Source organism: Gayadomonas joobiniege G7 (genome assembly GCF_000300815.1).
In the GTDB taxonomy this organism is placed as follows: Bacteria; Pseudomonadota; Gammaproteobacteria; order Enterobacterales; family Alteromonadaceae; genus Catenovulum; species Catenovulum joobiniege.
On the sequence record NZ_AMRX01000004.1, the window covers coordinates 25337 to 49454 of the forward strand.

Genomic DNA, 24118 nt, shown 5'->3' on the forward strand with positions numbered 1-24118 from the left:
GCAACAAAATTTTTAAGAAGGTTTATGAATGAGCAAGTTAAGTGAAGTTGGCCAACAGATCCAAAACTTATTAAAAGAGCGAATTTTAGTTTTGGATGGCGGCATGGGTACTATGATCCAAAATGCTAAGCTGACGGAACAGGATTATCGGGGGGAACGCTTTGCCGACTGGCCAAGCGATTTAAAAGGCAACAATGATTTATTATCACTAACCAAACCTGATTTAATTGCCGAAATATATCGTGGCTATTTAGGTGCGGGGGCTGATATTATTGAAACCAACACCTTTAATGCCACCACTCATTCTATGGCCGACTATGACATGCAGTCATTGGCAAAAGAGATCAACATAGAGTCTGCTCGTTTGGCGCGGAAAGTTGCAGATGAGTTTACTGATCAAAACCCAGCAAAACCAAGGTTTGTTGCCGGGGTTTTAGGTCCAACCAGTAAAACAGCCTCTATCTCGCCAGATGTAAATGATCCTGGCTTTCGCAATATTAATTTTGATCAGTTAGTTGAAGCTTATATAGAGTCCACTGAAGCACTAATCGATGGTGGTGTTGATTTAATTTTAATCGAAACCATTTTTGATACGCTAAATGCTAAAGCGGCAGGTTTTGCAGTATTACGAGCATTTCAAAATAAAAATGTACGTTTGCCAATCATGATCTCCGGGACTATCACTGATGCCTCAGGTCGCACCTTATCAGGCCAAACGACAGAAGCTTTTTACAACTCATTAAGGCATTTACAACCACTTTCTATCGGTTTGAACTGTGCGTTAGGACCAGCGGAATTACGACAATATGTAGAAGAAATGGCGCGGGTTTCTGACTATGCAGTATCAGTCCATCCGAATGCGGGTTTACCGAACGCATTTGGTGAATACGATTTGTCGCCAGAAGATATGGCCATACACATTAAAGAGTGGGCAGAATCGGGCTTTTTTAACATTGTAGGTGGCTGTTGTGGAACCACACCTGAACATATTGCTGCGATTGCTGGTGCGGTCGACGGTGTGAAGCCGCGTGACATAGTTGCACGCGAACGCGCTTGCCGTTTATCTGGTTTAGAACCTTTAACGATAGATGCCGATTCATTATTTGTTAATGTTGGTGAGCGAACCAATGTGACTGGCTCAGCAAAATTTAAGCGATTGATTAAAGAAGAGCAGTTTGATGAAGCGTTAGAAGTGGCTCGGCAGCAAGTTGAAAATGGCGCACAGATCATTGATATCAACATGGATGAAGGCATGTTGGACTCACAAGCTGCTATGGTCAAGTTTTTGAATCTGATTGCCTCTGAGCCAGATATTGCACGTGTGCCTATTATGATCGACTCTTCTAAATGGGAAATTTTAGAAGCCGGTCTTAAATGTATTCAGGGTAAGGGTATTGTCAACTCTATCAGTTTGAAAGAAGGTGAAGAAAACTTTATTCAACAAGCACAGTTGATTCGTGATTATGGTGCAGCGGTCATTGTTATGGCGTTTGATGAGACAGGGCAGGCTGATACGCGGGCACGCAAATATGAGATTTGTAAGCGCTCGTACGATATTTTGGTCGATCAGCTCGATTTTCCACCAGAAGACATTATTTTTGACCCGAATATTTTTGCAGTGGCGACGGGTATAGAAGAGCATAATAACTATGCTGTTGATTTTATTGAAGCTTGTAAAGACATTACCGACAACCTGCCGCACGCAATGATTTCAGGTGGGGTTTCTAATGTATCCTTTTCGTTTCGAGGTAATAACCCGGTGCGCGAAGCCATTCATGCCGTATTTTTATATTATGCGATTAAAAATGGCCTCACTATGGGCATAGTCAACGCTGGACAATTAGCAATTTATGATGATATCCCAAGCGAATTAAAAAATGCAGTTGAAGATGTTGTTTTAAATAAAACCCCCAACGCAACTGAAAACTTATTAGAAATAGCTGAAAAATATCGTGATAGCGGTGAAAAAGAAAAAGACATCAGTGCGCAAGAGTGGCGGGGCTGGGATGTCAAAAAGCGTCTAGAGTATGCGCTTGTAAAAGGCATTACTGATTATATCGAAGAAGATACAGAACAGGCTAGGCAGCAGGCAGAGCGTCCATTGCATGTAATTGAAGGCCCCTTGATGGACGGCATGAATGTTGTGGGTGATTTGTTCGGTGAAGGTAAAATGTTTTTACCTCAAGTGGTTAAATCGGCTCGGGTGATGAAGCGGGCTGTCGCTTATTTAGAGCCCTATATCGAAGCAGAAAAAGCCGAAGGTCAGACTAACGGAAAAATTTTGCTGGCCACGGTTAAAGGTGATGTTCACGATATTGGTAAAAATATCGTTGGGGTTGTTCTCCAATGTAACAACTATGAAATTGTTGATTTAGGTGTCATGGTGCCAGCCGACAAAATTTTGCAAACTGCGATTGATGAAAAGTGCGATATCATTGGTTTATCTGGCCTAATTACTCCATCATTAGATGAGATGGTGCATGTGGCTAAAGAAATGCAGCGCCGTGGATTTGAACTCCCTCTGCTTATTGGTGGTGCAACCACGTCTAAAGCGCATACAGCCGTTAAGATAGAACAAAATTATGATCACCCAGTCGTTTATGTTCCTAATGCCTCTCGTAGTGTTTCGGTTGCGTCGGCATTATTAAGTGACGAGCTGCGACCTGCTTTTATGGATCGAGTAGTTTTAGAATACGAGCGTGTTCGTAAACAGCACGCTAACCGTGGCCCTAGAACAAAATTAGTTAGCTTAGAAGAGGCTCGTAAAAACCCATTTCCACTTTCGTTTGATACTTATCAACCGGTTAAACCTAAGCAGCTTGGGATCACCGAGTTAAATAATGTGTCTATTAATACATTAAGAGATTATATTGACTGGACACCGTTTTTTTTAACTTGGCAATTATCTGGCAAATATCCTGCTATTTTAAAACACGAAGTTGTTGGTGAAGAAGCGCAAAAACTGTTTGCCGATGCTAACAACTTGTTAGATCGTATTGAACAAGAAGGCACTATTACCGCAAAAGGAGTGTTTGGCTTATTTGCGGCTGGTAGTGAAGATGATGATATTTTAGTGTATAGCGATGATTCGCGTCAGCATGTGCTGACTCGCCTGCATCATTTGCGTCAGCAAAGTGAGAAAAAAGCGGCCAATTATAATCGTTGTTTAAGCGATTATATTGCGGCTGCAGACTCAGAAGTTGCCGATTATATCGGCGCATTTGCGGTGACTGCTGGTTTTGGAGCAGACGAGTGGGCAGATACTTTTTTAGCGCAGCATGATGACTACAACAGCATTATGGTAAAAGCAATTGCTGACCGATTGGCTGAGGCGTTTGCGGAATATCTACATGAGCGTATTCGTAAAGATTATTGGGGCTATGCGGCCGATGAAAAACTTACAAATGACGATCTTATACGAGAAAAATATCAAGGTATCCGCCCTGCGCCCGGTTACGCTGCATGCCCTGAACATACTGAAAAGCAACGATTATGGGCGCTTTTACAGGTCGAGCAAAAAATTGGTATGCAATTAACCGAGAGTTATGCCATGTGGCCTGGTGCGTCAGTGAGTGGTTGGTATTTTGCTCATCCAGACAGCAAATATTTTGCGGTTGGGAAAATTCAAAAGGATCAGGTGGAAAGTTACGCAGAGCGCACTGGCATGACAGTAACTGAAGCTGAAAAATGGCTGGCGCCGAATTTAGATTATGACCCGGATGCTTAAACCCTTTACCGATTGTTAAGTTATTACCGCGAAGGGCTTTTAATCCTTCGCGGTACTTTATTTGCTTTCTGGCCAACATTAAGCGGTTTTGTTTTGTTTACGATGGGCAAGTAATAATAACGATAACAAGATTGCAATGCCAATTGGTTCGTTCACCGGTGTTGGTGCGCTACTAAAGCTCACTGTAACAGGGGTAGTAAAGTTGACTGGGTCGCCAAATAAAGCCAATGCATTTGGGAGGTTGCTCAAGCAGGGGGGCATGCTCAAACCTGCGGCAATATCCAGTTGACCTTCTACGAGTGTATTTGCCGTTGTTGTTTGTGTGGCCAAGCCTCCACCCAGGCCAGCGTCTACTTCAACGAGCGTGCAATCTAGATCTAGGTTAATGTCGGCGTAGGTACTTACCTCATATTCGAGTAATTTTTGTTGGTTATTATTAAATTGACCGAGATCTAGGCTATGGTTATATTCCCCCCAGCCAAATAGGCCGGTACTTAAACTCCCCCCTGTTTCTGTATTTAAATTAATACCAGCTAAGTTAGTTGAGTATCCGCTTTGGCTATAGCTTAAAGCGACGTCCGAACTCCAAAGTACGACACTGTCTAATAGTATTTGTGCGTTTAGGCCAGCTTCAATTGAAGAGCTTCCAGTGAACAAGCCCGCACCTTCGATTTCAGCAATAATGTCTGCAAAAATATCCAGCTTGCCTTGGTGTACCGTAAAATCGAATGTTACATCTTGCATCAGCCCTGTATCATTTGTGATGTCGAAACTTTGTGATGCTTTTGCTTCAGCATTCACATCTAAACCAGCAACTTGAGCAGTCGCCTGAAGATCTCCAGTGACCGTACTGCCTGAGCTTGCTAGTGCGGCACCCGGATCATTCCCAATATCGTTTGTAAGCGTTACAAAAGATGTCGAATCCACACTTACCCCTGAATTTGCATCAGCCGATATTTGTGCATTGACGGCTGCGTTTGACTCAGCCGAAGTTGAAGTTTCAATGAGCAATGCATGGGCTGGTTGAAGCGCTTGAGTTGAAATCAGAAGTGACAATATTACAGAAGGTTTAAGCAGTTTATTAGTGTTCATTTTTGATACCTCTACATCTTATACGTGTAAACCATTATTGGCATTGGGTTCAAATCATATTTTGTGCCATATTTTATAACCCTATGATTTTAAATACATTAATTATGATGCGAATGTAAGGCTAGAAAGTTATGTAATAAAATTGTAAATTATGTTGACTTTTTGGGTTAACGTTTCCATTTTTAACCTATTGATATTAAATATTTTTTTAAATTTGATGCGTCTTATTTGTTTTTAATATGTTTATTTTTTGTTTGCTTTTTATTGTGTAAAGAACTGATATTTAGCTTATTTTACACCAAGAGTCTAATTTATTTTACCTGTCAGATTTTTTACCAGTTTGAATGAAGTTGTTTTGAAACCTAGTGATTATGATCCTTTAAGAGGGATAAGCCGTTAAAAATTTATCATTTAGGAGATCGTTAAAATGAATTCGAATGCTATAGAGCAACAATTGATCGCTGAATATGAGCTAGTGCAACAAGCCTTAACTCGGGCGGAGTTAGATCAAAATATTGAACTTTATGAAACGCTCAAAAACAAAGCGCAGATACTGCGTGAGCAAATCGATCATTTAGAGTTAGAACAACAGAAATTTGAAGATAGTTAAATGTTAGGTTCTCAGATATTAAAACTAACGGTAATGTAGAGGGGTTGACTAGTGTTTTTACCCGAATATCAAGTTGCACTGGCAAGCCTAGCTGCTCTAATTTTTTTAACTATTGTGCAATGGATGGTTGCGTCTATTGCGAAAGCAAGTCAACCAGGTGCAATACCAGGTAAAATTAGTGAGGATTTGAGTCACCATAGTTTTGTTTTTCGCGCTCATAGAACTTTTATGAACACACTCGAAAATCTGCCAGCTATGTTAGCGACTTTTATGCTTGCTATTTTTGTGGGTGTGGAGCCCTTGTTCCTTGGCATTTATACCCTAGCCTATGTGGGATTTAGAGTCATCCATATGCTTTTATACTATCTGATTGCAACCGAAAAAAACCCAAGTCCTAGAAGTTATTTTTTCATACTTGGTTTTTTAAGTAACCTGTCCTTGCTCGTTCATTCAATCGTCCAAATAGCGCATTAGGCGAATTTATGCGTGATTAACCCTCTTTTTATGCCATAATTCATTTAAACCCCTTACATAAAAACTAATACAGGTGAGAACAATGAGATTTTTATTGGCATTATTGCTTCCTTGGTTAAGCTTTTTTTTCATCGGTCGACCTTTTGCTGGCATTATATGTCTGATTTTACAGATCACTTTGATCGGTTGGTTACCAGCCGCAATTTGGGCTGTGTATGCACTAAGTCAATATAATACTGATAAAAAAATCAATGAAGCTTTAGGTCGACGCGACTAACCAGCTCGAACATAGGTAGGACTAATATATTCATCGTTAGTCCTTTTTTGCTAGCTTTTTAACTTAGTTTCGTTTCAAGTTTTCCGCCAGTATTAAATTTCCCAAAAGATAATTAGTTTAATGTATAGACATCAAATGCAGTTGATATTGATTATCACTTGCATTATTTTTACTTTTTGATAGTCTAGTGTTGCATATTGATCTGACCTTTAAAATTTTTATCTTATATGAAAAATCACAAACTCATACTCCTTTGTTTTAGTTTTTTATCTTGCTCTTTGTTCTCTGCAGAGCCTGAAAGTCTGGACGAACTGACACGACAGTGGTTGGCCCTTGAACATCAACAAACTGAATTGAAAGTACATTGGCAGCGACAAAAACCCGTCTTAAAACAGCGAATGCAACTATTGAACGCAGAGTTAAGCAGCTTAAATAAACTTCTGGCGGCAAGTCGAACTACTAAAAATGAAGTAGACTTAAAACGAAATAGCCTGTTAGCTAAACAAAATGAACTAGAAAAACAGCATCAGGAATTGCAAAATGCGATGGCCGGATTATTGGCTAAAACAAATAGTTTATACCCTTTGTTACCACCAGTGTTAAAAGCACAGTGGGACAAAGAAACGCTTTCTTCAACTCAGTCCCAAAATGTTTCATCTCAATTACAGTTGGTGTTAGCAAAATTATCAAAATTGGCTAGTCTGCAGCAGCAAATTTCGATCAGCGAAGACATCATTAAGACGCCAAATAATAAAGAAGTTTTGGTGAAACGTTTGTATTTGGGTGCCGCACTTGCTTGGTTTAGTTCCGCTGATGGAAATGTAAAAGGCATAGGCAAAGTTATTGATGATCAATGGCGCTGGAAATTTGATGATCAAATGGACGCGAAGCCGATTTTGGATGCAGTTGCTGTATACGAAAAGCGTCAACAGCCAGAGTTCTCACTAGTGCCAGTAAACTTAAGTGAGGTCAACAGATGAAATTTTGGGGAGCATTTTGGGGCTTAGTATTCACAGCCTCTGTAAACGCGACGATCGAAGCTGATTTTACACAAAAAATTGAACACGCTGAAAAACGCTTGCAAGTGACACAAGCCGAGATATCAGCGGAAAAAGCTAAGTTAGCGGACGAACTGAGAAAGTTAGAGCAGAAAGTGCTTGGTCTTCGCGAGCAAACCTCAGTTGCGCGCCGCCAAGCAGATGAAAAAACCTTATCATTGCAACAATTGGAAAACAGGCTAACAGATTGGGTTAAACAAGCTGAGTTCCAACAAAATCTATTAGATAGATTTTTACAGCGGCAAGGGTTCAGCTATGAACAACTTTCTGTCTTACAGAATGCTGAAAAGATAGCAGCCGTTAAAAACTATGCTGAACAAGCAGGTTATTTTTTACGTCCTAACTGGCAACCGAATAAAGTTATTTTGCCCACTGGTCAGCTGGTAAATGCACAAACCTTATCTATTGGTCCCATTACTTGGTTTGTCGGCCCGCAAACACAAGTTGGTTTGGCCGATCAAACAGAGCAAGGTTTTCAAGCTCAAGCTCTATTACCAGACGAGCTGGCTGATACGGTTATTGATCTACAAACTAAGGGATCGGGGCATTTGCCGGTGGATGCTAGTTTAGGCCGCGCCTTTACACGCCAACAAAGTGACGAGTCAACCATTGAACATCTTGTAAAAGGCGGTATTTGGGTTGTACCCATTGTATTTTTTGCCTGTTTGGCCGTTTTAATTGGTTTATTTAAAGTGATTCAAATGTCCAGGTTAGCTAAGTTCGTTGACCTGACACCTGCTCAAACAGAGCAATTATTGCACATGAAGTCAGATGTGTATAACCAGATTAAAGGCATGCAACAAAAGCTCGTTGAGGTAGCAAATTCTGTATCTAACCAACAAGCACGTGAAGATCATTTATTTATTCAATTACAGAAAGATAAAACCCATTTAGAAAAATGGTTGAATGTGATAGCGGTGACCGCCGCGGTCGCGCCTCTGTTAGGTTTATTAGGTACAGTAAGTGGCATGATTGAAACTTTTAAAATGATGACAGCTTTTGGATCGAGTGACCCAGAGGTCATTTCAGGGGGGATTGCAAAAGCCCTCATTACTACTGAACTTGGGCTGGTGGTTGCCATCCCAGCGTTAATTTTGAATGCCGTTTTGTCGCGTTGGGCACGCAAATACTACAGTCAATTAGAAAGTTTTGCGATTCAATTAAGCGCAAACGATGCGCCCAAACATGCTCAATCAATGGGGTGATTTATGTGGCAGCTGATGTTAGATAATCCCTTATGTTGGGCCATGCTATTGGTGGCCTGGCTTGCTTATGTGCTCGCGGTGTTGCAAAAATTAGAAGGCTCAGATAAACCCATGATTGCGCAAGTGCTTATTAATGCGTTGCCATTAATGGGGCTGTTAGGCACCATTTTAGGTTTACAAACTAGCTTTGTTGGCATGATGACGCAAGGGGTTGATAGTCAAATAGTGACGGCAGGTATTGCGGATGCATTATTAACCACTCAATTTGGTCTGGTATTAGCGATCCCTGGATGGCTGTTATTGAGTTTTTTCACTAAATTACAATCGGAGAATAACTAATGGCCAGCCGTTTAGTGCAAAAACTAGAAAATCAAACGATGCAAACCATTGATATGTCACCGTTATTAGATGTGGTATTTATTTTGTTGATATTTTTTATTGTTTCAACTGTGTTTGTAAAAGAAACAGGCGTTGAGGTCGACAAACCACAAGCGATTTCAGCCCAAAAATTAGATCAAATGTCTATTTTAATTGCGTTAACCGCTGACGGTAGAGTGGTTTATGACGGTAAAAATATCGGTATAGCAGGTATTCGAAATACGCTTTCTCAAGTTCAAAGCAGTGAGCAAAAACCCGTAGTTTTACAAGTCGATAAGCAGGTGCCGAGTGAACGTTTGGTTGCCGCCATTGACGAAGTAAAAATGGCCGGTACCAAAGCGGTTAATATTGCAACACTAACCCCATAAAGCGGTGAACTTTAACATAAACTGTATCGCTAAGGAGCTATCACAGTGCAAAAATATATGATTGCTTTTTTTGCAGGAACTTGTTTGTTCATTTTGGCAATCGGTAGTTTTTGGTTGACCCAACTGGTTGGGCAAACAGCAAACGCCGAAATACAAGTGAGACAAATTGAGTTAGCTGCCACTCCGCCACCTCCACCGCCGCCTCAAAGTCAACGAGTGCATCAGCAAGCTGATGTAAATATGCAAATTGCAGGGCAGGGCGCTGTAATTGAGATGACTGAGTTAGAACTGGACGTTGAAGTTGAAATTGATAGCCCAGAGACTCCACAAATCACACTGACAAAACAACAGTGGAAAATGCCAGAGGTTGATTGGGATGCGTTTGATTTAAACGACCTAGATGGACAGCCGAAACTGTTAACACCGATTAAAATTCATTTTCCTAAACGCCTAAAGCGCCGAGGTATTAAAAAAGTTGTGGTTAAGTTAGATGTTATGATTGATGAACAGGGCGATGTTACCCTGATTGAAATTTTAGAAAATCCTCATCATGAATTGGACAAAGAAATTCAGAGATTTGTCCGAGGAAGCAAATTTACAGCACCGTCCAAAGAAAACGAAGCGGTCCGAGCACGTTTTATTTGGCCTGTGCAAATTGAAGCCTAGTGGATTTCACAATGAATAACTTTAAAATAAAACAATTTTTGCCGATTCAACTGCTGTTTTTATTATTAACCCCTTTGTTCGCTCGAGCAGATGTAAGTATCTTAATTGCAGAGCCTAATTGGCTGTTCGAGCTGGACAATCCTTATATTTATTCACGCCAAGGCAAAATATCAACGACCGAGCGGCAGTTTATTGAAGACATTCAGCAGCCATTAAAACGCGGACAGTATGACCAAGTCCTAGCTGCATTTGCTAAGTTATCACCAGACGACTTGAGCCCAGCTCTGAGAGAGATAAAAGGCCAGGTATTAATGGGTCAACAGCAATATTCGTTAGCTAAAACTGAATTTTTATCTGTTCTACAAATAATGCCAGCGTCTGTGTTAAGCCATCGTAATTTGAGCTTGATATATTTAAAACAAGGGGACTTAGCGCAAGCACAAAAACATTTAGTGAAAACGTTAACGTTAGTTCAACCCGATGCTCAAATTTATGGTCAATTGGGGTACGTAAATTTACAACAGCATGATTCGGCCAGTGCGATTGCCGCTTACGAAAATGCATTGATGTTAGAGCCGAGCAATGAGCAATGGCAACAAGGTTTGTTGTATGCATTGATAGATAGCCATGCAACAAATAGAGCACAGCGGTTGTTAGAACAAATGATAAAACAAAACCCTAATGACGCAAAACTCTGGCTACAGCGCGGTCAGTTAGCACTTAAACGCGGAGATAGACTAGTGGCCATTAGCAGTTTAGAAACGGCTAATTTGATTTCTCCATTGACGAATGAGAATTTGTCTCTGTTAGTTAAGTTGCATATTCAAAGTGGTAGCGCCCACCAAGCTGTTGCTCTATTGGTCGAGGGAAAACAAGCATTGATTAATGCAAACAAGAGTCATTTTTCAAGCTTAATCTCTATCATGCACTGGCTTTCATCTAATCAGAGGTGGCAGGCGTTAACTCAATTATTATCGGCCGCAGTTGCTAAAAAAGCAGAGTTTGGCAAATCTCAACAAGCACAAATCTCACTAATACAGGCAAAGCTCGCAATGGCGAACGGAGATACGGCACAAAGTCTAGATTTTTATCGTGAGGCTGTAGCCGAGGACCCAGCTAACGGGCAAATTGTGTTAGGTTTAGCTAACTTATATTATCAGTTAAATAATCATAACCAAGCCGATCTTTATTATTTACGCGCACAAGCTATGCCTGCTTATAAAGAAGCCGCTTTACTCGGTCGAGCCCAACTGTTGATCGATCAAAAAGATTATTCGCATGCATTGGACCTGCTACGCCAAGTTTACCAGCAGAACCCAGACCGCAGCGATTTAATAAAAAATATTCGTTCGTTAGAAAGTTTATTGAACAACCGCTTATAAGTTAGCGGTATGGATCTGTTTTTAATTTTTCAACTCGCCAGCCTTCTGGTTGGCGTTTTAACAGAACAAATTTAAGATCTTTGTACCTGTTGCCGGCATAACTGCCATCTAATAAGACAGTGACAGTGGTTTGCTCAGCCTGAGGCGAAATACCCTCTTTAAATCTAACATCTTTGCTGAGTTGGATATCAACCTTATCGTATCTGCGGTTAAATAAAACAGACTGGACCCGTTTAGTATTGCCGTAGTGCTGCAAAATTCGAGCATATTTAGGCGTTGCCAATTTAACTGCTTTCTCAATATCGTTATGATTATAAATGTTGTCAAAAAACTCTAACGCAACTGTTTCTGGCGATAAGTCCTCATTAGCTGACCAGTTACAGGCATTTAACAACAAAAGGCAAAACCCTAAAATGCTGATTTTTGATTGAGTAGACTTATTCATCGTTTGCCTTATTTTACATCCTAGATAAGAACTATAAATGTTATTGTGTAACTATTAAGGGGCAAAGTAAAGTCATTGGGCGGTTGAAGGCCAAAAATGATCAGGGTCTCAAAAACCCTGATCATCTGTGTTGGTTTATTGAACTAATTCAGCTTCGCTGAAAACGTCTGCAAATAATGGGCTGCTTAAATAGCGCTCAGCAGAGCTTGGCAGTATCACAACGATATTTTTATCTTTATTTTCTGGCTTGGCTGCTAAACGTTCTGCAGCAACGACAGCGGCACCTGAAGAAATACCAGCTAAAATACCTTCCTCTTTCATTAAGCGATGAGCCATGGCCATAGATTCTTCATTAGAGACACATTCAACTGAGTCGACTAAGTCTAAATCTAAGTTACCTGGGATGAACCCTGCACCAATACCTTGAATTTTATGCGGTCCAGGCGTTAAGTCTTGACCAGCTTTTGCTTGAGTGATCACTGGAGAATCAGTTGGCTCAACTGCAACAGATTGAATGGCTTTACCTTGGGTGTTTTTAATATAACGGCTCACCCCAGTTATCGTACCGCCAGTGCCAACACCGGCAACAAAGATGTCGATTTTACCATCAGTGGCTTGCCAAATTTCTGGGCCTGTTGTTTTTTCGTGTATTTCAGGATTAGCAGGATTCTCAAATTGTTGTAATAAAACATATTTTTCAGGGTTTTGAGCAACAATTTCTTCCGCTTTAGCCACGGCACCTTTCATGCCTTTTGGGCCTTCGGTGAGCACAATATTAGCACCTAAGGCTTTTAACAACTTACGTCGCTCTAGGCTCATCGTGGCGGGCATTGTTAACGTTAACTTATAACCACGAGAGGCAGCAACAAACGCTAAAGCGATCCCTGTATTACCACTGGTTGGTTCAACAATCTCTTTGCCATCCCCTAAGATACCTTTTTTTTCAGCGTCCCAGATCATATTTGCACCGATCCGACATTTAACACTAAAGCTTGGGTTACGAGCTTCGATTTTTGCAAAAACATTGCCAGACGTGACACGTTTAAGTTTTACCAAAGGTGTATTACCAATAGATAAAGAGTTATCTTCAAAGTAGTTCATTGCAAGAGTTCCTTAATTATATTTATGTCAGTGTAAGAATAACTAAAAAATTAATAAACAGAAGTGACATTTAGTTATAACAAATAGCAGATAATAAAAAAGAGGAGAAGTGAATTTTTTTTAAAAAAGTCGTGGCTGGCGCCAATGCGCCAGTACCTGAACAAATGATGATGAGCGAAAATTAAGCGTTGCAATCAACGACAGAGTTATCACCTGATCCGACTGGAGAAGGCGCGTAGTTGTCAGCATCCCAGTCATTTTCCCAAGTTTCACCGTTGAGCAGATATTTAAACTGATAGCTTTGCCCAGCTTCTAAATTTAAATTTAAGCTAAAGTCACCACTTTTTAATTTTTTCATTGGGTTAGCCGTTTGTTCCCAGTCATTAAAATCGCCGACTAAAAATACTTCGTCAGCCTGCTGAGCTTGCTCTGCGGTTAATCGGAAGGTCACTTTGCAAACGGGTTTAGATTTTAAAAATTGTTTTTTCAGGCTCATACTCGGTCCCTATAGTTTCATTATGTAAAAGAATAAATCTTCCTACACTGGTTAGAATACAATCTGATACAAATTGTATACCAGAAAATCAGTAAGCTACCACCGCGTGTCATTGGAATTTGGCTAAACAGTCAGTTTAGCCGTGTCGCATGTGTACTTTTTTAATTGTTCGTTTGAACCCTGATCTTTCCCGACACGTAAAAATATTTTAAAAAGCGCAGTAGATACCTTAACTTATGTAAAGTTAGTCGCGCTTTTTATAACTTGTCTAGGATCATACCTGCAAGGCTAATTATTATACAGCTATTATCTAAATTCAATATTTTGCCTGCTCAATGTTACCTTGTGATTAAACTTATCTTGGCAGCAAATAATTATTGGGTTTGCTTTCAATGCCATTTAAGATATCACGAGTGCACATTTTTGAAGCACAGTGTAACGACGGACATAACCTTTAAAGCGCTATCTAATGCTCGAAGTTAGCTGATAACAATACGGAATCGCTCAATGAAAACCAAAGCTCATTATTTGCTCCCGCCACTGATTTTAATAGGTGCAATTGGATTGGCCTACATGTTAGTTCAATCAAAAGAAACGCCGGCTAAAAAACCGATAGAACATCAACCTCCTTTGGTGGAGGTCGAAAGTGTGAGTTGGCAAAATTGGCCTATTGAACTGTTCAGCCAAGGTTTTGTGCAAGCGACACAAAGCAGTCAACTAAGTGCACAAATCACAGGTCAGGTGAATGATATCAGTGAACAGTTTAAAGTTGGTATGCGGGTAACAAAAGGCACTCGTTTGTTAACCATGGATGATTCAGATTACCGCGCCCAGTTGGCGTCTGCTAAAGCCAATCGTTCGGCAGCCGACGCAGCTTTAAGTGAAGAAAAAGCACGCGGCCGAGTGGCTGAGGCTGAATGGCAGAATATTTCTGACCAGCCAACAGATTTAGCCTTGCGTAAGCCACAATTGGCAGCGGCTGAAGCTGATTTAGCATTTGCGAAGGCGCAATTAGAGGACGCTGAATTGCAGCTTTTGCGTACGCGTATTTTTGCACCATACAACGCTATTATTGTTTCTCGCGACGCGCAGCTGGGCGATTATCTAAGTCCAGGGAAACCCGTCGCCACTTTGCATGCAACCGACAGTGCAGAAGTTCGTTTGCCTGTCACTACAAAACAGCTAGGCATGATTTTAGGCGATCATAATCAAGTTGACTTTGAACCTATCGCTATCCGGTTAACCAGTTTAGAAGAACCCCATGTATTTTGGTCTGCGCAATTGGTGCGCAGTGAAAAAATAGTGACCAGCGATAGCCAAGTAATTTATTTAATTGCTGATATCCAAGACCCTTATAATATTAAAGGCCAACATGCCAAACCGTTATTTTTTGGTCAATATGTGCAAGCCCAAATCCCAGTCGCTGAGGTGGGTAAAACAGCACGCATAGAACGCAGTTTATTGACACCCAGAGAAACCTTGTTAGTTGAAAATAGCGGTGTATTACACATTCGCTCGTTAGATATTCGATACAAGGACAAAAATTATGTCTATTTAGCTTCGGGTTTAAAACCAGGTGATAGGGTGATCACTTCAGCGCTAAGTACGCCTGTAACCGGCATGAAAATCAGGGTGCAATCACAGGCAGATGGAGCTGAATAAATGAAAGAGAATAAACAAGGGGGCTTGATAGCGTGGTTTGTTTATAACCCAGTTGCTGCTAATTTGTTAATGGTTCTGATAGTGATTGCAGGCATATACGCCAGCTTTAGTATACGCAAGCAGTCTTTCCCGACCATAGAAGTTGATGTAGTGCATGTTCAGGTCCCTTATTTGGGGGCGGCGCCAAAAGAAGTTGAAGAAGGCGTGGTATTGAAGCTGGAAGAAGCAGTTAAAAAGATAGAAGGCATAAAATCGCTCGAGTCAGTCGCGCAGGAGGGATTGGGACGCGTAATGATCGAGGTACAAGAAGGGTATGATGTCATTGAATTGATGAACGAAGTTAAAGTTCAGGTCGATGCCATCCCGAGTTTTCCCGAGAATACAGAAAATCCGGTAGTATATCGCGTTAAACCGGAACAAGCCGTTTTATGGGTTCAAGTGTTTGGCGATTTGAGCGAGCGAAAAATGAAAGACTATGCTCGTCAAATTCGGGATGAAATCGTTCAATTACCAGGTGTTACTACGGCTGATGTGCAAGGGGCTCGGGCATACGAAATCGCGATTGAGATAGATGAGCAAACCCTACGCAAACATAATATTACTTTGGCTTTTGTGGCTGAGCGTATTCGTCAGTTTTCGCTTGACCTGCCGGGTGGCACTATAAAAACCCGCAACGGGGATATTTTATTGCGGGCGATAGGGCAAGCTTATCACAAAGCTGATTTTGAGCAGATTAGTATTTTAACTCAAGCCGATGGTAGTGAGTTGTTGTTGAGAGATATTGCTCAAATTACAGATGCATTTGTTGAAACACGTTGGTATTCAAAATTTGATCAAAAAAACAGTATAGGTATTCAGGTAAAATCGGTTGGTACACAAAACGATTTAGAGATATCTCGTGTTGTAAACGAATACATCGAAGAAAAAAAACAAAGCTGGCCGGATGAAATTGGGCTCTCGATATGGGGTGACTCATCTTATTATTTGCAGGGACGTTTAGATTTAATGCTCAATAATATGCTGATGGGCGCATTATTGGTGTTTTTAATTCTATCTATATTTTTACAGTTACGTTTGGCCGTTTGGGTTATCATAGGCCTTTTTGTTAGCTTTCTCGGCGCCCTCGCTATGATGCCAATTGCAGGGGTCAGTATCAATATGATTAGCCTGTTTGCTTTTATTTTAGTGCTGGGCATAGTGGTTGATGATGCTATTATTATTGGTGAAAGTGTGCATGCGTCAGTTGAAGTACATGGGCCAGGGCGAGATATTGTGGTGCGGGGTGCTAATCAGGTTGCAATGCCAGCAACTTTTGGGGTTTTAACCACTATTGTTGCGTTTTTACCTATGTTGTTTGTTTCCGGCCCCTCGTCACCAATTTGGTCTTCGATCGGAATGGTAGTTGTATTGTGTCTAGCTTTTTCTTTAATCGAGTCTAAATGGATTTTGCCCTCTCATTTAACCTCAATCGCCAAACATAAACCCCCTCAGACAAGCCAGTTAAAACAATCTATCTTAGGGCGCATTCGACGTGGCGTCGATCGAGCATTGCAAAGCGTTATTGATAGCTTGTATTTACCGCTTCTTGCCAGGTGTGTTCGCTTTAGATATACAACCTTAGCAAGTTTTATTGCCATTTTGATATTAGCAATCGCTTTGATGGCGTCAGGTGCAGTACGTTTTGTATTTTTTCCTAATTTACCGAGTGATTATGTGCAAGCGACATTGACGATGGAAGATGGCACGCCAGATGCGCGTACGCAAATGGCCGTTGATCAATTGCAAGCGGCTTTATATCGAGTGAAAGCGGAGCATTTTCCCGATTTAGAAGAGGATGTTGTTGCGCACAGCATTGCTTTTATTGATGGACAAATTACCGGAATGGCGTGGGCCGAATTAAATAAAAAATATAGTGAGCAAATTAATGGAATGCAGGTGGCCAATTTATGGCGTGAAGAATTTGGTGAGGTTGCAGGGGTACGCTCTGTCAGTTTTAACGGCTCTATCTCTGGGGGGGCCGGGGCGGATTTAGAGTTTTTATTTCGTAGCGATAATATCGAACAAATTGCGGCGGCCGCCAAAACATTAAAAGACCAACTGTCAGAGTTTACCGGTGTATATGATATTGATGACAGTTACAGCGGTGGTAAAGATGAGTTAAAGTTAGCGCTAAAACCTGCTGCTACAGGTTTCGGTTTGACGTTAGCAGATATAGCGCAGCAAGTTAGAGCGGCATTCTATGGGGTTGAAGTGCAGCGTATCCAGCGTGATGACGAAGAGATCCGAGTAATGGTGCGCTACCCGCTGCAGCAGCGAAGTTCCATTGCTGATATAGACAATATGTGGCTAACCACGGCAGACGGTCGTCGGGTGCCGTTTTCTATGGTCGCTGATTATAGCCTAGGTGAAGGTTATGCCACTATACAGAGGATTAATCATCAGCGCTCAGTTAGTGTGACAGCAAAGGTGGATAAAGCGATTGCCGAACCTGGCACGCTGGCAAATGAAGTTCAAACTAAGCTGATCCCTAAAATTTTAGCGCAATATCCAGACGTGAAATTCGAGCTATATGGGTCATCCAAAGATGAACAAGAAGCGTTAGACTCGCTTAAAGTAGGATTTTTATTTGCGCTCATTGCGATTTTTGCGTTAATGGCGATCCCACTTAAATCGTATAGTAAGCCACTGATTATTATGGCTGTTATTCCATTCGGTATCGTTGGGGCTGTGCTTGGTCATTATTTGCTCGGGCTTGCAATGAGTGTTCTGTCAATGTTTGGTGTGATTGCGTTAGCTGGCGTTGTGGTGAATGATTCATTGATTTTTGTTGATTATGTCAATCATACTATAGAGCGAGGAAAAGGTCTGCTGGATGCAGTTCAGGCTGCGGGCGCGCGTCGTTTTAGAGCCATCTTATTGACTTCTTTAACGACTTTTTTTGGTTTAATTCCAATTGTCTCTGAAACCAGCTTACAAGCAAAAATAGTGGTGCCCATGGCAGTTTCGCTTGCATTTGGTATTTTGTTTTCTACAATTATGACACTTTTATTACTGCCAACTTTATATGTGATATTAAATGATATACGCGCTATCTTCGGACGCGCTGAACAAATTAATAAGCAGTAATTATCGACCGGTTTAGCCTAGCAATGAGCTAGGCTAAGTTAACAGGAATCAAGTCATACATATGTTACAATTCAAACCTGCATTCTGGTGCGCGGTATTAGTTTTGCCGCTATCAGTTTTGGCGGAATCAACCAGCGGTCAATTTTATGCCAGAATTGATTTAGATGCGCAGCTGACTGATAAACAAAAAGAAACTTTTAGCGAGCTAAAGAGCAATAACTCAGTGATTGGTTTACGGGGCTCGCATGTATTAAATCAAGGGATAACATTTTTTTATAATTTAGAATGGCGAACAAATATTACCGCTGATCAAGGACAGGATACATTTTCAGAACGACCTCAATTTATTGGATTACGCGGGGACTTTGGTCGTTTTACGTTCGGACGTGATTACACAGCGTTGCGTAATACACTGGTGGCTGGTGATCTTTTTAATCATTATGAAGCAGATATTGGGCGCTTGTGGCAAGGCGAAAACCGTTTTTCAGAGATAATTACTTATCTCAGTCCGAGTTGGCATGGTGTCGCTATTAACTTCAGCTATAAGGCAGAAGAATCGCCGGAAGGCGAGAGCCAAAACTCTTTGCGGATTTTTTATGGTGACGAAGGTTTAAGAACATCCAATTGGTATGCTGGCCTTGCACATGATTTTGATGTTGCCGGTTATACAACGACCAGATCACAAATTCGCCACAGAATAAAACAACATTTTTTTAGTTTGGCTTGGCAACAAGAAAAAAATGAAACCTCTGGGGAGATTCAAAAAGGTGCTTTTGCAAGTTATGCATACGACCTTTCACCTTTTACGATAGAGAGTCAGTTGCAAAGTCTCGACGATACTTGGATTGCGACCATTGGGGGTGAGTACGCCGCTTCTAAAAGTACAGATTTTTACACCTGGTTTAGCCACAAACATATTGCAGAGGAAGCTGATGAGTCCTATCTGGCGATCGGTATCCAACATAGAATTTCTGTTGGTTATTAAGTAGGACTGTTTATTTAAATATAAGGTTAAGTACAGCTGCCAGCCGCACACCCGCTTGGGCAAGGCGACGCTCGGCAGCTGGTAAATGTTTTTTTATATAAGGATGTTCAATTGTCCGAGTAGTTGGATATATGGTTTTGCGTAGTTGAATACTTTCTTGCAGCCAAACCAGTGGATCTGTTTGCTGCCATTTTTGTAAGTTATTTTTTTTAATGATGATTTTTAAATCATTTAGCCATTGCGAGCGGCGAACTTTTTTTGCGTATAAAAGTTGGCTGTCCCATATTCTGTGCAGGTTTGTACGTTTGCCTTGAAACCAGAGCGCTATTGTATTTCCACCTTTGTCCTGTCCATTACCGACATGTAGTGGCTGATGCATGTCAGCCACCAGATGCACAACAAAATAGAGCGCTAATCGGCGAGTTTTAGTTGAGAGCTTGCGATTAGCTAATTGCTGATAGTAGTTTTGGTAGGCGGTATAGGCATCACCCCATTTAGGCGCTTGTGACGGCAGATAATGATGATTCGCTGTGACATAGTGCCATCGTGCGGCTTTTTTTTGCCAAAATGGGCTAGGGTGATCACGCATTCGGTCTAAATAAGTTGCTGCCTGAGCAAGTGATTCTCGCCCTAGCAGGTGTTTTATTTGTTGTTTACTTGCGGTGGTTAAATACTCTTCAGCTAGCTCGGCAACCAATTGATGACCAAGCTTACCATATGCTTGCAACTCGGTGCTGAGCAGACAGATGCTGACAGTCAATACCAGTGACAGCTTAGGCTGGAAACAACAATTCGTCATATAGTTTTTTAATCGGAATATTATATTCATCTGCTTGCACACTCGCTTCAATTTCGAGATTGCTCAGCTTACTCAGATCGCATTCTTTAACCTCAGTGTAGTGTCGAGACACCGTGTGGTAAAAGGTTTTTACTTTCGGTTTTATCGGCCATTGGCTATTGTTTTCAACCACCACGGCCAGTCTTTTGTTTGACAACAAAACCAATGAACCGAGCGGGTAGATCCCCATGCAATTGATAAACTGCTTAACGAGTGCTTTATCGAGCGCATCTTCACTCATTTTCAGCATGATTTTATAGGCTTGAGCGGCAGTCATGCCTTTTTTATAAACACGCTCTGAGGTTAAGGCATCATAAATATCTACAATACTCACAATGCGGGCAGCTTGGCAGATTTGCTCACCTTTCAATCCAGCTGGGTAACCACCACCTGATAACTGCTCATGGTGCTGGGCAATAACATTTAATGCATCACTTCCTAAATCTGTATGTTTTTTTAATAAATCAACACCAAACTGAACATGTTGTTTAATAATTTCAAACTCATCTGCGTTTAAACGGCCAGGTTTATCTAGGATCTCAGGCGGGATTTGAACTTTGCCAACATCATGTAAAAAGGCGGCTTGGGCAATCAGCTCTATTTCTTCATCGGTTTTTTTTAAATACCGGCTGAACATAGCCGCCAAAATACATACGTTTAATGAGTGCTGAAATAAATAGCTTTCTTTTTCGCGCAATGCTGTCAAACAAGGAAGGGCGTTAGGATTATAAAACACTGAATCAATCATTTCTAAACAGGTTTTTTTGACCGCTGAAAGGTTGATATTTTGACCTAGTTTTACTTCGTTCAAAATGCGCTTTTGCAGCGACAAAGCCCCTTGATAGAGGCGTTTGGCCCGTCCCATCTCTAACTTGATATCCGTTGTTTTGTATTGATAACGGTTATTTGTTTTTGGCTTGTGCTCAGCAGTTTCTGCGGCGACGTTTGTTTTAATCGGTTGGCTACGATTAGGGTCTACCAAGACTTTCTCAACCCCTTTATCTTTTAGCATTTGAATGGCTTTATTACTTGTCACCCAACCGCTTGAGGTTACATTTAACGAAACTCGTTCACTATAAACCTCAATCACATAACTGCCAGGTTGTAACTCATCAATTAAAACTATTTTATTATTTTTCATAGCTAAATCAGATCTCTATGAGGTACTCCAACGCTTTATTGATATACTCAGCAAAGCGGGTCGGAGACAGCATTAATAGTTGCTCTAAGTCTGAATTCGCCGCCTCATTATGACCTTTTTCAGCCACTCTCATTTGTGCTGCTTGGGCTAAAACCTCACCTAAAACAATGATTTTGTCAGCGGTTTTAGAGGGGTGTTTTTGGCAGAAGCGATAAAAAATCGCCAAGGTTTCTACTAGAGCAGCTTTATAATAAACAGGATGAGCTTTTTGAATAAGGTCATCAACTAAGCGGGCGAAACTTTCTTCGCCTGGGGTCATTGAACTACGGATCAGTTCACTATCCATAGTGAGATTAGCAGTTTCAACATCAGCGAATACTATGGCTTTGCAATGGGCTAAACTTTGCCAGATTGCCGTTAAAAAGTCATCGTCAAAGCGGGTAATAAGTCCACGTTGTGAGCGCCATAATAACCAGTCAGTATCCATGGCCGCAGCTGTTTTACCTAAATACGGGGTCGCGCCATCGTCACGCGAAAAGCTAAATGATACATCAATATCATAAGCTGAGTGTTGGGTTTTTAAGATTTTACAAATCGCTTGTTTTACTTGGAACGGTGATAGAGCCGCTAACATCTCAATGGTATTACATTGATAGAGAGAGTTTTCATTACAGCACATGTTTAATAAGTTATGCAGGTGGATTGAGCGCAGCCCTTCAAACAAACGAGTATTAGTGCGTATTGTATAACTCAAAATCAGTAAAATTTCTTGCACCAAAGTGCGCTCTAGTGGTGTTTTAGTCGCCATGTTGAGCGTAGTGATTAATTCTTCTTGCTGTAGGCTGTTATTGTTACCACTTAAAACGGTAATCCCATCACGGCCAACTAAAATACTTAGGTTGCGGGATGACAACAAGGATAAGTCATCGGCTAAGTCTGGATGTGAATAACCTAAAACCGAAAAACACCAGCGGGCAGTCAGCCAATGGCCATTTATTATGGCATTTTTATATAACCCAGCAATTAAATCAATTAAGCGTATTTCAGCCTCGTCACTGATGATTAAACTAGTATCGTTTTGTTGAGTCCACTGAATCAAGTGACTGTAACACCTATCATCATCAACCATTATTTCGGCTAATACATTTTTAAACTCAGCTTTTAATTGCTCACAATCAAAATCAAAAACATCTTGTTGGCTGTCATTTGCACGGCGGTATTTGTTTTCACGTACTTGGTACTCTGGTAGTTGTAGGTGAGTGACTCGAGAAGCACGGTGAGCCAAGGACGCTGAAGCATAACCAACGTTTGCCATTTCATTGCGTAATTGAAGTTTTTGCAATGTTTTTAAAAGTGCATCAATGTTATCAGCTTCAGACAAACTTTGGGTCACCATGTAGCTAACGACAGCCGCTTCTTTATGGATCCAGTGGTTGCTAATATGCTCTATTTCGTTTTTGAGCACTTCGCTCTCTAGCTCTGCATCCAAGTGACGATAGTTATTTTGAGTTTGAGCCGAAGCAGACAGACATAAATAAGTCGTTTGATTTATTTGATAGCTTTGTGCGGTCGCTAAGCTTTGTAAACGGCGTCGCGGGCGGCCAGTTAAATTGAGCGCCTGATTCGCGCCTAAATGCTGATAAACATCAACAAGCTGATTGGCATTTAATAAACGTAATGGTCGGATTTCCTCCGGTGTTTCGGCAATAATGCCATGGTGAGACAAAAGCTGTTTAATATGTTCATTTTCGGCGAATACCACCAATGCAATTTGGGTATTATTGTTGCGAGATGAGCGGTATCTTAGCTTGAGTTTATCTAAATCATTTGGTTCCAACAGACCTTCATCGAGCATGAAACCAACATAATATAAACTTTGTGCCCATACTAGCGGCAGGTTTTCGTTGGCTGTGCGTGGCTGGCTATGGGGTCGCTCTCGTTCAGCATCAAGGTGTTCCGCTTGTAAATAATAGAGTTCTGGTAAGAGTTTTTTGCCGTCTTTTTCTATCATCAAAGATTCGAGCTTTTGCCGGTAAGCACGTGCTGCTGTTAAGTCATTATCATAAAAAGCTTGAATGTATAAGTAGGTGTAGAATAGTGGCCATTCTGATTCAATGTCTTTAAAGTTGGTTAGCTCTTTATGTTCGTAGTGAATACGGGAATGATCTTCAACCACAGTCTGGTGGCCGTCCCATAAAAAACGTTTGCAACCATATTCGCCAGCAAGCTCAGAAAGAATTTTATTACGGGTTTTTTGCACCAGTTTTTTATCGCCGACGGCAAAAGCTGGAAAGCCAATAATACTTAGCAGTGCACTGTCCACTTCTTTTGATATTGACTCACGCGGCAATAATCGAGATAGCGTATTTCGCGCCCGGGAAATGCCGTCTGGTATTGAGTGTACTATAGCTCTTTTATCAGCATCACGGCCAAATAGGTTAAAACCGTCAAGCGCTTGTAAAGCCGCTTTTGCCATACCGACAGAAGAGGCGTTAATTTCAACCTTGCCATTATTAATTTTATTCCCACGCTCCCAAATACCGTAATCCGGGATACGGTAAGCATACGCAATGTAATAAATAAGATTCTGGACAAAGTCGACTTCATCAAATGTATTGACTATACGTAAGCCGGATGCGCCCATTTGTGCCAGCATCAGCAAAAAAATTGAGGTTGCATCGATCTGCAAATGACCCCATTCATTATCACCCACTACGGTTAAACCGCTTGCGGTATCGTACTTAGCGTGTAATGCGTCTTGAAATGCTTGGGTGTGTTTAAAACGTTCAACCTTATCCGCCTGACGCATCATGGACTGTAACAACCCCCGCATGAGTTTGATCGTAGCTTGTGCGAGTTCGTCGTAGCGCTGGTTATCACCATGACGGCGATAAGCTAATGAAAGGGCCCAAACTGACATAATAGAATAGACGTTATCACGCACCCAGGCGTCGGTATAATTGCCATGAGTTGTAATGGCTGTACTGGCAGGGAGTAAACCAGTTACCGGATGCTGACGGGACAATATAATATCGTGAATGTCCTCATATAGGGTTTCTAATAGTTGTTTGTTCTTCATAATGTCGG

General features: G+C 41.2%; 20 protein-coding genes. 13 read left to right on the forward strand and 7 right to left on the reverse strand.

The features are described from left to right. Positions 1-28: 28 nt before the first annotated feature. Complete coding sequence (gene metH, locus C727_RS0106875) at positions 29-3727, forward strand: methionine synthase (RefSeq protein ID WP_017444892.1); 3699 nt, start codon at positions 29-31, stop codon at positions 3725-3727. 78 nt (positions 3728-3805) lie between these two features. Here metH and C727_RS0106880 read toward each other — a convergent pair whose 3' ends face one another. Then, the gene (locus C727_RS0106880; protein ID WP_017444893.1) at positions 3806-4819 is read right to left on the reverse strand and encodes a hypothetical protein; all 1014 of its coding nucleotides are present in this window, start codon (positions 4817-4819) and stop codon (positions 3806-3808) included. A 427-nt stretch (positions 4820-5246) separates the two neighbouring features. On the opposite strand from C727_RS0106880, the gene C727_RS0106885 reads away from it, so the two are divergent. The 9 genes from C727_RS0106885 to C727_RS0106925 all read left to right on the forward strand — a co-directional run bounded on the left by C727_RS0106885 (position 5247) and on the right by C727_RS0106925 (position 11237). Beyond that, a complete protein-coding gene (locus C727_RS0106885; RefSeq protein WP_017444894.1) occupies positions 5247-5429 on the forward strand; it encodes a hypothetical protein in 183 nt (60 codons plus the stop codon). 123 nt (positions 5430-5552) lie between these two features. Then, positions 5553-5903, forward strand: coding sequence for an MAPEG family protein (locus tag C727_RS0106890; protein ID WP_237742324.1), 351 nt, complete (start codon positions 5553-5555; stop codon positions 5901-5903). Positions 5904-5985: 82 nt separating this feature from the next. Further along, positions 5986-6180 (forward strand): YqaE/Pmp3 family membrane protein, encoded by a 195-nt coding sequence (locus C727_RS0106895; protein WP_017444896.1) that lies wholly within the window; start codon positions 5986-5988, stop codon positions 6178-6180. 227 nt (positions 6181-6407) lie between these two features. Beyond that, positions 6408-7160: a DUF3450 family protein gene (locus tag C727_RS0106900; RefSeq protein ID WP_017444897.1), complete on the forward strand. Its 753-nt coding sequence runs from the start codon at positions 6408-6410 to the stop codon at positions 7158-7160. Beyond that, the gene (locus C727_RS0106905) at positions 7157-8443 is read left to right on the forward strand and encodes a MotA/TolQ/ExbB proton channel family protein (RefSeq protein ID WP_017444898.1); all 1287 of its coding nucleotides are present in this window, start codon (positions 7157-7159) and stop codon (positions 8441-8443) included. The genes C727_RS0106900 and C727_RS0106905 overlap by 4 nt, the downstream gene beginning before the upstream one ends. A gap of 3 nt (positions 8444-8446) precedes the next feature. Further along, complete coding sequence (locus C727_RS0106910) at positions 8447-8782, forward strand: MotA/TolQ/ExbB proton channel family protein (RefSeq protein WP_017444899.1); 336 nt, start codon at positions 8447-8449, stop codon at positions 8780-8782. Further along, positions 8782-9189, forward strand: coding sequence for an ExbD/TolR family protein (locus C727_RS0106915; protein ID WP_017444900.1), 408 nt, complete (start codon positions 8782-8784; stop codon positions 9187-9189). Before C727_RS0106910 ends, C727_RS0106915 begins: the two co-directional genes overlap by 1 nt. A gap of 45 nt (positions 9190-9234) precedes the next feature. Then, positions 9235-9855, forward strand: a complete 621-nt coding sequence (locus C727_RS0106920; protein ID WP_017444901.1) for an energy transducer TonB — start codon at positions 9235-9237, stop codon at positions 9853-9855. 11 nt (positions 9856-9866) lie between these two features. Beyond that, the gene (locus tag C727_RS0106925) at positions 9867-11237 is read left to right on the forward strand and encodes a tetratricopeptide repeat protein (RefSeq protein ID WP_017444902.1); all 1371 of its coding nucleotides are present in this window, start codon (positions 9867-9869) and stop codon (positions 11235-11237) included. Between the two features lies 1 nt (position 11238). Here C727_RS0106925 and C727_RS0106930 read toward each other — a convergent pair whose 3' ends face one another. The 3 genes from C727_RS0106930 to C727_RS0106940 all read right to left on the reverse strand — a co-directional run bounded on the left by C727_RS0106930 (position 11239) and on the right by C727_RS0106940 (position 13279). Further along, entirely contained in the window at positions 11239-11682 is a 444-nt protein-coding gene (locus C727_RS0106930) for a hypothetical protein (protein WP_017444903.1), read from the reverse strand. Between the two features lie 135 nt (positions 11683-11817). Next, entirely contained in the window at positions 11818-12783 is a 966-nt protein-coding gene (cysK, locus tag C727_RS0106935) for a cysteine synthase A (protein WP_017444904.1), read from the reverse strand. Between the two features lie 181 nt (positions 12784-12964). Then, positions 12965-13279: an isoamylase early set domain-containing protein gene (locus C727_RS0106940; protein WP_017444905.1), complete on the reverse strand. Its 315-nt coding sequence runs from the start codon at positions 13277-13279 to the stop codon at positions 12965-12967. Positions 13280-13786: 507 nt separating this feature from the next. On the opposite strand from C727_RS0106940, the gene C727_RS0106945 reads away from it, so the two are divergent. The 3 genes from C727_RS0106945 to C727_RS0106955 all read left to right on the forward strand — a co-directional run bounded on the left by C727_RS0106945 (position 13787) and on the right by C727_RS0106955 (position 19052). After that, positions 13787-14941 carry an efflux RND transporter periplasmic adaptor subunit gene (locus tag C727_RS0106945; RefSeq protein WP_017444906.1) on the forward strand — a complete coding sequence of 385 codons (1155 nt, stop codon included), beginning with the start codon at positions 13787-13789 and terminating at the stop codon, positions 14939-14941. Beyond that, positions 14942-18067 (forward strand): efflux RND transporter permease subunit, encoded by a 3126-nt coding sequence (locus tag C727_RS0106950; protein WP_017444907.1) that lies wholly within the window; start codon positions 14942-14944, stop codon positions 18065-18067. A gap of 61 nt (positions 18068-18128) precedes the next feature. Beyond that, positions 18129-19052, forward strand: coding sequence for a porin (locus C727_RS0106955; protein ID WP_017444908.1), 924 nt, complete (start codon positions 18129-18131; stop codon positions 19050-19052). Between the two features lie 10 nt (positions 19053-19062). Here the strand turns inward: C727_RS0106955 and C727_RS0106960 are convergent, their stop codons facing one another. The 3 genes from C727_RS0106960 to C727_RS0106970 are packed head-to-tail and all read right to left on the reverse strand — an operon-like array spanning position 19063 to position 24110. Further along, positions 19063-19851: a S1/P1 nuclease gene (locus C727_RS0106960; protein WP_017444909.1), complete on the reverse strand. Its 789-nt coding sequence runs from the start codon at positions 19849-19851 to the stop codon at positions 19063-19065. After that, on the reverse strand, positions 19826-21031 hold the full coding sequence (locus C727_RS0106965; RefSeq protein WP_017444910.1) for a cyclic di-GMP phosphodiesterase: 1206 nt from the start codon (positions 21029-21031) through the stop codon (positions 19826-19828). Before C727_RS0106965 ends, C727_RS0106960 begins: the two co-directional genes overlap by 26 nt. Before the next feature lie 7 nt (positions 21032-21038). Further along, positions 21039-24110 (reverse strand): phosphorylase b kinase regulatory subunit alpha/beta, encoded by a 3072-nt coding sequence (locus C727_RS0106970; RefSeq protein ID WP_017444911.1) that lies wholly within the window; start codon positions 24108-24110, stop codon positions 21039-21041. Positions 24111-24118: the final 8 nt, after the last annotated feature.